This window comes from Clostridium caldaquaticum (genome assembly GCF_023806125.1).
Lineage (GTDB): Bacteria > Bacillota > Clostridia > Clostridiales > Clostridiaceae > Clostridium_AT > Clostridium_AT caldaquaticum.
Map to the genome: position 1 here is coordinate 1 of NZ_JAMSKT010000026.1, position 14,674 is coordinate 14,674.

The 14,674-nt window shown below is 29.5% G+C and carries 13 protein-coding genes and 1 pseudogene; 1 reads left to right on the forward strand and 13 read right to left on the reverse strand.

Annotation, left to right across the window (positions count from 1 at the left end; translation table 11 throughout):
* Window positions 1-153: 153 nt before the first annotated feature.
* From uraA to M2651_RS13455, 7 genes are all read right to left on the reverse strand, one after another.
* On the reverse strand, window positions 154-1,455 hold the full coding sequence (uraA, locus tag M2651_RS13425; RefSeq protein WP_252132848.1) for a uracil permease: 1,302 nt from the start codon (window positions 1,453-1,455) through the stop codon (window positions 154-156).
* 47 nt (window positions 1,456-1,502) lie between these two features.
* Window positions 1,503-2,039, reverse strand: a complete 537-nt coding sequence (gene pyrR / locus M2651_RS13430) for a bifunctional pyr operon transcriptional regulator/uracil phosphoribosyltransferase PyrR (protein ID WP_252132867.1) — start codon at window positions 2,037-2,039, stop codon at window positions 1,503-1,505.
* Between the two features lie 295 nt (window positions 2,040-2,334).
* On the reverse strand, window positions 2,335-3,237 hold the full coding sequence (locus M2651_RS13435) for an MBL fold metallo-hydrolase (protein WP_252132849.1): 903 nt from the start codon (window positions 3,235-3,237) through the stop codon (window positions 2,335-2,337).
* 182 nt (window positions 3,238-3,419) lie between these two features.
* A complete protein-coding gene (locus M2651_RS13440; protein ID WP_252132850.1) occupies window positions 3,420-3,704 on the reverse strand; it encodes a hypothetical protein in 285 nt (94 codons plus the stop codon).
* Between the two features lie 176 nt (window positions 3,705-3,880).
* Window positions 3,881-4,111 carry a TIGR04540 family protein gene (locus M2651_RS13445; RefSeq protein WP_252132851.1) on the reverse strand — a complete coding sequence of 77 codons (231 nt, stop codon included), beginning with the start codon at window positions 4,109-4,111 and terminating at the stop codon, window positions 3,881-3,883.
* 100 nt (window positions 4,112-4,211) lie between these two features.
* The gene (locus M2651_RS13450) at window positions 4,212-4,535 is read right to left on the reverse strand and encodes a thioredoxin family protein (protein ID WP_252132868.1); all 324 of its coding nucleotides are present in this window, start codon (window positions 4,533-4,535) and stop codon (window positions 4,212-4,214) included.
* 33 nt (window positions 4,536-4,568) lie between these two features.
* The gene (locus M2651_RS13455; RefSeq protein WP_252132852.1) at window positions 4,569-4,850 is read right to left on the reverse strand and encodes an ArsR/SmtB family transcription factor; all 282 of its coding nucleotides are present in this window, start codon (window positions 4,848-4,850) and stop codon (window positions 4,569-4,571) included.
* Window positions 4,851-5,214: 364 nt separating this feature from the next.
* On the opposite strand from M2651_RS13455, the pseudogene M2651_RS13460 reads away from it, so the two are divergent.
* A pseudogene (locus tag M2651_RS13460) lies at window positions 5,215-5,532 on the forward strand (Uma2 family endonuclease); the annotation flags it as partial.
* Window positions 5,533-5,830: 298 nt separating this feature from the next.
* Here M2651_RS13460 and M2651_RS13465 read toward each other — a convergent pair.
* The 6 genes from M2651_RS13465 to M2651_RS13490 form a co-directional block, all read right to left on the reverse strand.
* A complete protein-coding gene (locus M2651_RS13465) occupies window positions 5,831-8,122 on the reverse strand; it encodes a glycoside hydrolase family 2 protein (protein WP_252132854.1) in 2,292 nt (763 codons plus the stop codon).
* Window positions 8,123-8,221: 99 nt separating this feature from the next.
* Window positions 8,222-9,520, reverse strand: a complete 1,299-nt coding sequence (locus tag M2651_RS13470; protein ID WP_252132855.1) for a PTS sugar transporter subunit IIC — start codon at window positions 9,518-9,520, stop codon at window positions 8,222-8,224.
* Window positions 9,521-9,565: 45 nt separating this feature from the next.
* Window positions 9,566-9,871, reverse strand: a complete 306-nt coding sequence (locus tag M2651_RS13475; protein WP_252132856.1) for a PTS sugar transporter subunit IIB — start codon at window positions 9,869-9,871, stop codon at window positions 9,566-9,568.
* A 53-nt stretch (window positions 9,872-9,924) separates the two neighbouring features.
* Window positions 9,925-10,242: a PTS sugar transporter subunit IIA gene (locus tag M2651_RS13480; RefSeq protein ID WP_252132857.1), complete on the reverse strand. Its 318-nt coding sequence runs from the start codon at window positions 10,240-10,242 to the stop codon at window positions 9,925-9,927.
* Between the two features lie 195 nt (window positions 10,243-10,437).
* Window positions 10,438-13,128 carry a sigma-54-dependent transcriptional regulator gene (locus M2651_RS13485; RefSeq protein ID WP_252132858.1) on the reverse strand — a complete coding sequence of 897 codons (2,691 nt, stop codon included), beginning with the start codon at window positions 13,126-13,128 and terminating at the stop codon, window positions 10,438-10,440.
* Between the two features lie 255 nt (window positions 13,129-13,383).
* A complete protein-coding gene (locus tag M2651_RS13490; protein ID WP_252132859.1) occupies window positions 13,384-14,664 on the reverse strand; it encodes a nickel-dependent putative hexonate epimerase in 1,281 nt (426 codons plus the stop codon).
* Between the last annotated feature and the right edge of the window lie 10 nt (window positions 14,665-14,674).

A 14,674-nucleotide genomic window follows, 5' to 3' on the forward strand; every position in this document is an offset into this window, starting at 1 on the left:
ACGGTGGACACCCTTGTCTTAAGCTAACGGTTGGTACTATCAACCCCCGTATCGGACTTTCACCGACAAGATTACGCCCATGCCGGGCGCACATTAAAAAACCCATGGATTACTTTTTAGTACCATGGGTTTTTGTTACTATTGTATATTTTATTAAACTATATTATCCTCATTGTTATTAACAGGTTTATATTCCTCATTGAGAAGTCCAAGCTTACTAAGTATATAAAACACTAATGAAAGAACCATACCAGCAACTGCAGCAAAAGCCATACCTTTAAGTTCTACGCCGCTGCTACCAAGGTGTATGGTAGCACCACTTACACCAATTCCGAAAGTAACTGCTGCAAGTACCATATTATAATTTTTACTAAAATCAACTTTGCTTTCAACTAGCATTCTTAAACCTGAAATTGCAATAATACCATAAAGAAGCAATGTTATTCCTCCCATAACAGGGCTTGGAATAGCTTGTATAATTGCCGCTACTTTACCTATACATGATAGTATTATAGCTAGTATTGCTGCGCCTCTTATTACCCATATTGAAAAAACCCTTGTAATAGCAAGTACACCTATATTCTCTCCGTAAGTAGTATTTGGAGGTGATCCTGCAAAACCAGATAAAATATTTGTTACACCATCAGCAAGTAAGGATTTATCCAATCCTGGTTCTTTCATTAAATCTTTTCCAACAACATTACCAGTAACTATAAGGTGGCTTATATGCTCAGCCAAAACAACCAAACATGCAGGAGCAATAATTAATATTGCATTAATGCTGAATTTTGGCATCTGAAACTTAGGCAGTGCAAACCAACTTGCATCAGCTATAATTTTAGTATCAACCATTCCCATAAATAATGACAACACATATCCAGCAACAACTGCTATTAATATTGGTATTACTTTCAAAAACTTCTTAAAAACTACTGTACCAATTACTCCAACTAAGAGTGTAAAGATGGATACAAATACATATTGAGTATTTATGCCAAGCTTTGAATCAGGAATCAACCCTGCAGATTGTGCAGCAACTGGTGCAAGTTCAAGACCTATAACCGCTACCACTGATCCCATTACTGCCGGCGGCATAACTATATCAATCCATTTAACTCCTACATATTTAATAATAAAGGACATAACAACAAAGAATAGTCCGAAGAAAATGAACCCTGTCTGAGCATAAGCAAATCCACCAAGAGTGGAAATTATAAGAGTTACTGGAGCTATAAATGCAAAGCTTGATCCTAAATATGCTGGAATTTTTCCTTTGGTTATTATTGTATAAAGAAGAGTACCTATTCCATTCATAAGCAATGCTATGGCAGGATTGATATGAAATAGAATCGGCACAAGGATTGTTGCACCAAACATGGCACAAAGATGCTGTAAACTTAATGGTATAGTTTTAGCTAATGGCAGTCTTTCATCTACATCGATATAATTTTTCATAATTAGAATTTCCTCCTTTTAACCTCACTGGATTATTTTAAAAGATTTTATAATTCATAAATCTTAACTGAATCATTATTGTCTATCTCTGTAAGCTCTACAGAAATAAGCTCATTTTTTGAAGTTGGAATGTTTTTACCTACATAATCAGCTCTTATAGGCAATTCTCTATGACCTCTATCAATAAGTACTGCCAATTGAATACTCATTGGTCGTCCATTATCAAGTATTGCATCTATAGCTGCTCTTGTAGTTCTTCCTGTATAAAGAACGTCATCAACAATTATTACCTTTTTATTTTTTACCTCTATGTCTATATTCTTGTTATTAATCTTAGGCATATCAGATAAGGTACTTAAATCGTCTCTATATAGTGTAATATCTACACTACCTACAGGAACTTCAACACCTTCAAATTTTGCTATTTGCAAGGCTAATCTTTTAGCAAGTGGAACTCCCCTCCTTTTTATACCAATAAGTACTATATCCTGAACTCCTTTGTTCTTTTCTATTATTTCATGAGAAATTCTTATAAGAGTTCTTTGTACAGCCTTATCGTCAAGAAGCACTGTCTTCAATTTCATCATATCACCTTCTTTGTAAATTATTTTAACCAATTTTATTTAAATTAGTTGTTTGTAATATTTATTTAATAATTACATAAAATAAAAAAACGTCTTGCCCTGTGGGTAAGACGATGCTATATCAAAATACATTATTGCTTAAGCCTTACGACCTCACAGGATCGTTTAAAGGATATTTATTAGATTATCTAAGATAATAATACACCAGATTTATATTTATTTCAACTCTTTTTGCAAATTCTTATTTATTTATTGAATACTAAAGTATAATCTTGTAACCAAATAATTTTTGTTATTATTCATCAAATGCTTTTGAGTATTTAACAAATCCATTGTCCATAATAAGCTTAAGCTTTTTTATTTCATATAAATATTCCACATAACTTCTTAACATTCTTTCTATAAAATAGTATCTATAAATACCGCTGATATGAATATGAAAACTTTTTATAACAGCCTTCATAATCTCTTCAAATGTCATAGTATCTTCAATTACTTCATATATTTTTTCTGCTCTGTTTTCATAAAAATCTATATTATCATCTATAAGTTTTTTAATATCATCATATATTCCTTTATGTGCCACCAAATACTTTCTGCACTTTAAATCATAAAGCTTTGCCTTACTTTTCATATCCTCACTTAGTATAAAGGCATAAGGCATCTTTGCACTCTTCATTACTTCATAACTTATAAGGGAATCTCCTAAATATGCAACATCATCAGGAGTTATGATGCATATATGGGCAGGGCTGTGTCCAGGTGTATGAATGACTTTAAACGTAATGCCGCACAGAAATACTTCCTCCTGGCTATCTTCTATCATAATATCAGCTTTGCAAATCATATGTCCATAATGTTCTTCTACCTCCTTCAAAGTCTGATTTTTGAAAAAAAGCTTCAGATTAGTTAGACTACTGCAAATAAGTGCTTCATATGCAGGCATTGCAATAATACAGTTGTATTTGCTTTTAAAATAGGCATTATTTCCAATATGATCTATGTGAGCATGACTATTTATAATAGCATTTACTTTTAAATTATTGCTTTGAAGCAATTCTTCAATTCCTTCACGCTCACCTTGCATCCATCCTGAATCCAGCATAATAATTTCTTTATCATTAACTTTATAAAATGGTATGTATGTCATTCCTGTATCAATACAAAAGGTATTACCACTAACTTTTTTTATTTCCAAGCAATTCTCCCCTTTCATAATGAAAAATCTTCTTACACTAAGATAAGAAGATTTAATTAATCATTATATAAACAATATAAGTAATATTTTAATATTTCTGTTTAAAAAATGTCAATGTAATATAAATATATTTACGAATGATAAATAAAATTTTATTTTTCTTTAAACCATTGCAGTGATCATTATTTAATTTCAGTATATTCAACGTCTATTACTTTTCCTGTAGTAAAACCTTCTGAAAAATCTTGTTTTATAGTTTCTACTTTTTCGGATTTTTCTGCTTCACCTTTAAAAAAATTTTTTCTATTAATATGCCATTTTCTAGTAGCTTTAATCACATAACTGACTCCCCAAACTCCAGCTGTTATTAAAATTATTACTGGAAGTATATTTATTAAAAAGAATATCCCTATAAAACTTAGAATTATAATCCAAAAACTTGAAAGTCCTTTATTAACAAAATCCATTTTTATACATCCTCCTTATCATTATATAAATATATTATATCACAGCCAGTACTAAATTTTATTAAAAATTGCTTAATAAGGTATTAAGAATATGTAACTATTTTATATGGTTTATTATAACTTATATAGCTATAATAAATACATTACATAGCAAAAAAAGATAATGTTAACAACAATCATTGTTTATTTGCTACTTCATCAATAATAGCTTTCCTATCGTCTCCTATAATACTAATTAATCTAACAGGCATAAAGCCATTTTTATAAATACGATCTCCATTTTTTGCTATCATAACAGTAATTGTTTCTTTAAATTTATCATAAGTTATTAAACCTTCCCTGTAATTATCAACTAAATCTATAAGTTTTGTAGCTAATTCCCTAGGGTTTTTATATACTGCCTTCATTGTTTTTCTCCTTTGTGTAATTTTATTTTAATATTATGAGCATCTCATATATAAGCTTAATAATAGCCTTATAAGAACTAAACGTTACCTTTTTTATGTATTATTCAAATAATACATTATAATATCTTTCTAATTTATTTTTTACATCCTGTATACTAATATACCTAGCTTCTCTAAGCATTTCTTTACCCTCAATAAACACGAGAATAACAGGGATAGTAAATACGTTGTAAGCTGCTGAAATCTCTAAATATTTTTCTACATCTATTTTGGAACTTTTAATTTTAGGGTAATTCTTTAAAAGTTCCTGAACTTTTGATTCTATAGCATTACAGACATTGCAGGTATTACTTCCAAAATAAACCAGAACCATTTGATTATTATTTATTAAAACTTCTAAAGCTTCCTTTGAATTTACATTCATCAAATATCAACTCCTATTTACCTTGTTTGTATTCTAATCACAATAATTAGACTTTAAAGTTTCTATTATACTTATTATTTTTTTATCTAGAATAAAATAAGTAATTGTAAGTCCTTTCTTATCTGAATCTAATATTTTATTTGACTTTAGCATAGCTAAATGCTGAGATAAGGCTGGTTGAGTCATATGACTAAGCCTTTCATGAAGCTCACTTACAGTCATAGGTTTTTCTAATAAATGACATATTATCGCTAATCTATTTTCATTTGATATTACTTTTAATAATTTAGATATTTCTTTTAATCTTACTAACACATCTATTCTTCCTTTCTTTATATACACTATATAATATATACGTACTTGTTTTCAGTTAATAATTTCCATTAGAAGATCATTTGAACCTTTAATCTCCATACATATTTCTATAACAACATACATAAGCATTTACTTATATGCTTATGTTACTTCTATCTTTATATTTTGTCAACGCCATATTTTTTATATATCCAAAAATTGATAAAGTATAATAACTATTAATTTTATTTTTCATTGTTCTAAATCTTTTCAACTGAAATATATTCCTTTATATCTTTAACATGAAATTCAACATTTAATATTTATTCATAATACTATGTTTTAAAATGTTTACACCCTATACTCCAATGATGAAGAATATCAATTCGAACCAAATATAATGGTTGTATGTAATATGCAAGAGTTTGAATGTTCAATTTATAAGGGAATTCCAAAATTGATAGTAGAAATATTATCCTGGACAACTAAAGATAGAGATACAGGTACTAAATTACAAGTGTATGAAAGATTTAAAGTTTCAGAATACTGGATAGTTGATCCCTTTAAAATGGTAATAACAGTTTACAGTAATAATGTAAATGGAGTTTATAGCAAGATTGTAAAATACAATTTGGAAGATAAAATTGTATGGAATAATAACTATAAACTTAAAATCGCTGAAGTATTTGATAATTTAATATAAAATTAAAAAGGAGCATCCATATATGTGATTTACACAAAACTATGGATGCCCCCTGGTTATATTCTTTTTTTATATATAGTAAGATTGTTTAAATTGACTTCATAGGTTCTTGTATCAGTATATTTAACAACTGACTTACCTTGAAAAATATCAACTAAAAAAGTAAAGTCTTCCGTCATCGTCTAAAAACATAAACGAAAGGCTTGAACCAGCATATGAAATCTCTGGTTCAAACTTTTTTTAAGTGTACATTATATTATTGAATTACTTTTAAACAACTTTAATTAACTTATATTTATTAAGTCTGATTCTTTGGAATAACGTTTAGCTCTTTATTAATAACACCTAACAACTCTTTTGGTATATTAAACATAGAACGCTTAGACATGCCTTCTATAGTAAATATTCCTTTCATTACTTGGAAACGAGGTTCTTCAGCCAAATCTCCGAAAAATTTCTTAAATACTGCTTTTGCTTTCTCATTTTCATAAAGCTTTTCAACAGTATCATATATTGAGTAATAGCCTTCTTTGATAACAATCTCATGAACATCTGATAAATCAAACTTTTCAAACCAATTAGTTACATGCTTTTTCTCTTCAATTTTAGGAAGAATATAACTTTTATCTATTTCCTTAACCTTATTTAAAATCATTTCATCTCTATAAATATTGCCCTTTTCGTCAAATGCCTCAACTTTAATAATATTTTGTCCTGATTCTAACTTAACACCATTAAATTTCTTCATTGGTTCAGTATTATTAATTTCACTAATAAATCGATCATTTAAATAAAGTTTGATATGTGTTAAATTGGATAATACTACTATATCATTTAATTCTTCATGTCTATTAACAAATCTGCTGCCAGCAAACTTAACAAAGTGCTCTTTTGACCAGTAAGCTTTACATAAATAAAATGCATCTTTTTTTATCTTTCTATCTATAGTTACCAAACCTTTCTGATTTTTTCCCTTTTCTCCTCCTTCATTTCTAATCTCGCTTCCAAAATCAAACATAGCCCATGCATATCCACCCAAAACAAATGGTCGTTCATTAAAGGTTTTAAGTGCATTGTCTTGAAATAACAGCTGATACTCTTCAGTATAATCTTTAATTGTTGGATTATATGAATGTAGCTTTGGATTAGTATCCACTCCATACTCTGTAACCATCACTGGTATATTAGGTCTTGCTTCATGAAATTCATCCAACCTCTTTCCTAAATCTTGCATATCTTTATAATACCAGCCATAATATAGATTATATCCAACCAAATCAGTTAACTCATTTAGTGGGCTTTCATTAGCTACAGAATGAATATTTGCCTGTGCAATGAATCTGCTTGTATCTAATTTCCTGGCAAAAGTAACAAGATTATTTACCATTTTATATATATTTTCATTTTCTATCGCGATGGTTATCTCATTTTGAACTCCCCAGCAATATATGGAACTATGATTATAAGCTTGTTTAATTAATCTTTCAAGCTGTTCCTTTGCGTTTTTATTTTCTTTATCAGAAGTTGTGGGAATACTGATAAACGGAATTTCCGCCCACACCAATAATCCTTCTCTGTCACAAAGAGTATAAAAATAATCATCGTGCTGATAATGGGAAAGTCTTATAGTGTTTGCACCTATTTCTTTTATAATTGACATATCTAAATCCATATGTTCTTTAGTTAAGGCGTTACCGACTCCATAAAAATCCTGATGCCTAGAAACACCATTTAATTTAATAGCTTTACCATTTAAAAATATACCTTTATTGGGAGTAATTTCTATATTCCTAAAGCCTATTTCAATGTTTCTTGAATCACAAAGCTCTTCGTTATAAATCAGTTCTGCCTTTAAAGTATAAAGATAAGGATTTTCTATTCCCTGCCAAAGAATTGGATTATTAATTTTTTCTATCAGCTCAAATCCAGATTCCTTTGAAACCATAATTTTTATTTTTTTACTAAAAATTGTGTTTTTTTCTCTATCTAAAAGACTAATTAGAATTATTCCTTTTTTTGCTTCAGGCAATTCATTTATTACTTTTCCTGTTATCTTTAACTCGAAAACATCTTTTTCAATATTTTTTTGAGTTAGATATATTCCATCTCTTCCATTATCCATCAAATCAAAGTGAAGTGCTTCTGTAGCTATAAGCTTCACTTCACGATATAGTCCACCATAAAACGAAAAGTCAGCCATCAGCGGATATATATCACTATGATAGCTATTATCCACCATGATTGAAATGAGATTTTCCCCAGCCTTTAGGAAAGGGTTTAAAAATACTCTAAACATTGAAAATCCACATTGACTGTCTCCAGCTAATTGTCCGTTAATATATACCTTACAAATAAGACCTGCAGATCCTATTTCTAAAAAGAAAAATTTATTAAAATCTTCATTTCTTATATCCAGCTTTTTCTGATAGAAACACTGTCCTCTAAACATACCCTCACCGCTTTGTCCATCTATAGCATTGAAACAATGTGGTAAGTTTATAATCTCTGGATTATTTATTTCATTTTCTATAAAAGTTTCATTATTATCTTTAATAAAAAGCCATTTATGATTCAATTCAATTGTTTTCAAGTATTATCACCTATTTTCAATTTATTTTTCTTAGCTATAAGTCAACCATTTATAAATGGTTGACTTATAGCTGATTATTTATTACTTTCTTATAGCTTTTTAAACAGTAACTGTTTTTTCAGAAACACTATTTTTCTGCTCTGTTTCATAAGCCTCATTATCTGCCTTCTTAAAGAATGGATACCATACTACCATCTGTAAAAGCACAAGTAAAACCTGAAGTACAGATATCTTCCAACTTCCTTCCATTAAACCACTGAATATTATTGGCATACCGCTTACTGGCTGCATTCCTGCTACTCTTGGAACTAATCCTATAACTGTTAAAACATATGCAATAGTTAAACTTATAGCATTCATAAATATAAATGGTATAGCAAATCTAAAATTAAGTACAAGTGGCGTACCAAAAACCAATGGTTCACTTATACCAAAAAGAGCTGGTACAGTTGATAGTTTTCCTAATGTCTTATATTGTTTACTTTTTGCAAATAATAACATAAGTAATGCAAATCCAATTGCGCTGGCACTCATAGTATAAGTACTTACAAAGGCACGTCCAGTTATATTAGGAAGAGGTTGTCCTGCTGAATAAGCAGCTAATTGAGCTGCATCCATTGCTGTAAATATTGGAAGCACTACTGAATATATAACTAATGTTCCATGAATACCAAAGAACCATAATATTTGTGCAAAAGTCCATAAAAGTATTATTGATATTATATTTCCACCAACACCTTGAAGCGGAGTTTGCACAAATGAATATATAAACGCATGCATAGTTTTATAAGAAGTTGCTCCAAAAATTCCTGAAACAAATAAAAATAAAATAATAACTATAAATCCTGGAACTAAGCCACTGAAGCTGGTGGATACTACAGGAGGCACGCTTGAAGGCATTTTAATAGTCCAGCCCTTTTGCTTAAAATATATATATAGTCTTGTTGCCACCACACTTATTATAATTGCTGAGAAAATACCTTTAGCGCCTAACCATTCAACTGGTATTGAGGTTACATTTGCATTGTTTATTTTATTTACAGAAATTGGTGTTACAATAAAGAAACATACTACTGACAATAGTACAGGTATTGTAGCATCTTCTTTATACTGCTTTGCATAGCTGCATGCTATAGTTAGCAGAAATACTATAGCCAGGAAATTTGTGGAGAATAATATTCCAGTATTCACAACTGATGCAATTCCATTGCTTGAAATAAAAGTTTTCCAAGCTGGAATTGGAAAGTTTAAAAATAGCGCAGCAAAAGAACCGAATAAGGTAACAGGTAATGCTGACATCATTCCACCAGTAATTCCGCTTGTTAATTTACTTTTTTGAATCTTATTCATAGTTGGAGCTAATCTTTTAGTTATAGCTTGTATATCAAATTTTGACATTGTTTTTCCCCCTATATATTTTTAAAATAATATTTTTACTTATAATTAATCTAACAATGCTAGTGCATCATTTAAAACTTTTTCACCATTCATAGTTCCATAATCCATCATATTTATCACTGAAACTTTAATTCCCTTTGGCTCATACTGTTCTTTTATTTCGTCCTCTAAATATGCAATTTGAGGACCTAAAAGTAAAACATCTGTAGGCTCATTGTAATCTTCAAACTTTGATTCTGACATAGCAATAATCTTCACTTCAATACCTTGCTTGTTTGCAGCTTCCTGCATTCTAGCCATTAGCATACTTGTTGACATTCCTGCTGCACATATTAATGTTATATACTTCATTATTTTTCCCTCCTGAAATTTTATTTGTATATAAAGATTTTATTTGGTTTTTATTATTTTCTAAATTCTTCATACATATCTATCATTTCCTGAACTAAATCACGTATTGTTATAGCGTTCATTAAATGATCCTGAGCATGAACCATAAGTAAAGTTACTTGTACATGATTACCCGCTGCTTCATTTTGAATTAGATTGGTCTGAATCTCGTGCGCCTTACATAAAGACTCATTTGCCTCATTTATTTTTTGCTTAGCAAGATTCATATCACCTTTCTTAGCTGCTTTAATAGCTTGCATCGCCTTACTTTTTGCATCACCTCCATTAACTACCAATTCCATAACTATTTGTTCCAATGATGTCATTTCCATTGATCCCACCCTCTATTCTGATTATTTAATTTGTATTGTATCTATATATAAAGCAAGTTATGTGCCAAAACTAAATTCATACAATAAAATTTTTTATAAGCTTTTAAAGTTGTATTTTCAACTGTTCAGATAAAATTTAAAAGGTTTTGAAAAAGCCTTTATTTGTTTTGCCTTTTCAAAACCTTTTGAAACACATCAAATAAGTGTTTTATTCCTTCTACTTCTCATACTGAATAAATTCATAAGATAACATATTTCGTCATCAGAGATTAAAATAGAATACTTAGTATTTAAATGAGCACACTCACTTTTAATTACTCTGAAGATTTCTTGATTTTTATTAATATACTCTTCCTTACCTTTATATTCTTCCACCGTTTCATTGTTACTTAATCGATCAATCATACAAGCCATATGAAGTGTTATACCTATAAGTGCATTTAAAGTTAATTTTATATTCAATGTTTCTGCAACATTTTTACAAAATTTCTTTATATCCCTAATTACTACTTTACTTTCAATATTTTTTAATTGATGCTCTAATGACTCCTGCATCTTAATATAAATTTTTTCTCTGTTTATAATACTTTGTATATCACTATTACAATTGCCTTCTATAATATCATCTAATTTGAACTGAGGATAATCTACCTTTAGTTCAAAAGGACTAACTATACATATTATTTCGTATTTTAATGATAATTTTGTCAATGTTTCATATACTGTTTCTTTTCCTATATAATTAATTGGGATAATTTCAATTAAATCACTGTCAAATATAATACTTTGTTTTAAAAGATTTACCATTATCTTAGCAGTGCCTTCTCCTGTAGTACATACTGTTACTATTGCAAGTTTTTTCTCTTCTATTATCTCAGGTATATAATCTAACATATTATTATCGTACAGATTACTTACTTCCAATGTATCTTTGTATATTTCATCTAATGAATAACCAATCATTGCTTTTCTTGTAGCTTCGATACAATGCAGAGTACTAGCTAAAGGAATTGTTCTAGTTTTTATCTTAAATTCTTTTTCAATTTCCTTACTAAAAGTCGTAAGAGATCCCATATCCACTAAGAATAGAATATCTGAAGCAATACTATTTTGTCTTATATAATCTTTAGTTTTTTGTAATGTAACCTGTGGCTTTTCATCTATAGGAGCATTTATACCATTAGCATACTTAGTTCCCAAAAGTCCATTTACGGCTTCTGCCATAGATGTAGCAGTACTTACGCCATGAGCTATAATAATTATTTTTACGTTATTTTGTTTATTCTGTATTTTTTTAGCATCATAAATTAAAAACATTGCAATAAATCCAGCTTCATCTAAAGGCATACTAATATCTATAGCTTGTTCTATGATTTTTAGAACATCTACTGCTATGCTAAATTCTACTGGGTGTTCCTTTCGTATTGAATTCAGCTTTGGATTTTCAATTTTTTTATTTCTTCTTATTCTGTCTATAGAACTGTTTATATGAACCGCTAAACCATAATATATTTGTTTATCCATCTTTCTCTTAAGTTCTTCTTCACAAAAAATAATTATCTTTTCTATTAAATTAATAATATCTGGTTCAACAATACTTTCTAAAGATGATGTGTTTATCTTATCAGAAAACTTATTCATATATTTTTTAAAATAGCTTTCTATATCACTTTCAATTTCTTCTTCAAACCTAGCACCTTTAATACCCATTGATTTAAGTTCTCTTGTTTTTACTTCTAGCATTTCATAGATACTTTGTTCATTTTCATTTTTCTCAAGTATTAAATTTTTTTCATTTTTGTCAAAAATACAATACCTCTTATTAATATCAATGAGTTTACCCCATAATTGCCTATGCTCTGTTTCCTTAAACAGACCTTCTCTTATATGCAAAGGTAAATCCATGTTGCTTATACTTATATCACTTTTCTTATGAGATAAGTAATCTGCATAAGCTTTCGCACAAACAAGCTGTATATCGGATTTTAACTGTCCTACATTGTTTTCACAGTCATAAGAAAGAAACGCCTTTATTGAATTTATAGATACTTTTATATTCTTACCAAGTCTTATAGACTCTTCAATCATAAACTGTTTTATAAGATAGAACCTTTCCTCCATGCTCCTCTCCCTTAATGGAGGAATATTTATTACCATAGGAATTCTTCTTGTGAAAGTTTTTAAAAGGTTTGTACCAGGATCTTCTGTAGTTGCTGCTATTATAAGTACCTTTGCAGTTCTTTCAACGTCGGTCTCTCCAAGTCTTCTATATATCCCCCTATCAATAAATGTAAAAAACATTTCCTGTCCTTCTGCCGGAAGTCTATGAACTTCATCTAAAAATAGAATTCCTCCATCAGCTTTTTCTAACAATCCAATTTTATCAAAATCGGCTCCTGTATAAGCTCCTTTTTTCACTCCGAATAATTGTCCTAAAAGAAGTTGTGGATTATTCGCATAATCCGCACAATTAAAAGTTATAAACGGACTTTTTTCGCTTTTTATTTTCATTTCAATAGCGTATTTATAAATTAATCCTGCAAATGTGGATTTACCTACCCCAGTTTCACCAAGCAATAATATATTCATACCATTCGGAGGATATAATATTGCAGCTTTAGCTTGTTCAATGGCTCCATACAAACTCGGATTTGTCTGTGAAAATACATTTATAATTGATGTATTTTCTTCATTAAGTGGTTTAAATAAAGTTGGTTTACCCTTAATTTTTATAATCCTACCATCTTCAAAAAGCCTATTTAAATCATTACTTACATTAGCTCTGGTAAGATTTAATTCTTTTGCTATATCAGATGCCATTATTCCATTTTCATTATTTTTACTAAGCTCTTTAAGTTTTTGAAACACTAACTCTATTCTTTTCATTCTCAATCACCGAATAATTCCTTTTTTAATACTTACTATTACAATTTTAATTCTTAAAATACTGTTTTTATAAACGTTTATACTTAGCTGCTAATTATTATACTATAAATTATTAATTTTTTAAAACTTACCATTTATTATAACTTAGTATTTTTGAATTATTCTTTATTATATACTGTTCCTTTAGGACTGTACGAACTATTAACTTATGCTTTAAAAAATCTTCTTACCCTAAGATAAGAAGATTTTTATAATTTATATAAACTTGCTCCTATCAGCCCACAGTCCTAAAGCTGGATTACTTATATAAAATATTTCTTCACCATTTTCTAAAATATTAAAACCATCTTTAAGCTTTTCAGGATTATACATCTTTTGAGCTTCCTTAAGAGGCATATACTTATAGTTTACTCCTTCAACCTCTTCTTTTGTAAGTTTTTCTACAGCATAGGTAATAGAAAACCTGTCATCTGAAGATCCATGAATAAGATGAGCGGCCACAGACAGATTGCCTTGAAGGTCGTCATTTTGTTTAACAAGCTCAAGAACTTTTTCTCTTCCTACATAACCATACTTTCTTATAAGCTCGTCATTTTTGTCATCTTCTCCAAATTTTTTTACTCCAGGTGCTAATACTATAAGTTCTCCACCATCAGCAATAGCCATTCTGGTTCTGTATACTGATTTATTCCCAAGCCAAGTACTTTTGAATTCTTTTCCATCAAGGTATACTATCACTTTTTTGAAAGGTCTGTCAACAAATGTTAGATTTTTTTCCTGACTAAGCTTTACTGCCTCTTCAAAAAGTTTTCTCTCCCTTCCTATATAAAGCCCATGAATTGATACTTTTCCCTGCTTAGCTGTAGTCACCGTTAAAACATACATTAAAGGAATATCCTTAATAAAGTGTTGCTCTGCATAATCAAATACCTTTCTTACAGGAGTACCATCCTTACCCATGATTCTTTCCAGTCCATAAAAGGCTCCAAGCATATGAGATTTGTTTATCATACTGCTTCCGCCGCAGCCTACAAATATATTTTTACTATAATTAGCCATTCCTACAACTTCATGTGGAACTACCTGACCTATTGATATTATTAAATCATAAGTTTTATCTAATAAACGTTTATTTACTTCTACATCAATTGCTTCTTCCACAAGTCCTTCAGAAATAAAACTAACATAATCACCTGGAACCTCTCCTATTTTTACCACATCATTTCTCCAGTTATGCACTACCATGCAGCTAAAGGGTATATATTCTCCGAAAAAATCTTCCCACTCACTTTTACTCATAGCTTCATGAGTTCCAAGAGCAGGCATAATATCTACCTGACATATTTTTTTTAACATATTATAATACATATTTGTAATTTTTCCTGCACCTGAGTGCATTCTTGTAAAATCAGGAGGCAGAAGGAGAACCTTTTTAAGCTGCATCTTTTTCTCACAAATTGCTTGTTCTAAAGCTTTCAGCAATTCCTCGTCACTTATTCCAATTTCTTTATCCTCTTTTATTATAATTTCCTTCATAATTGCCACA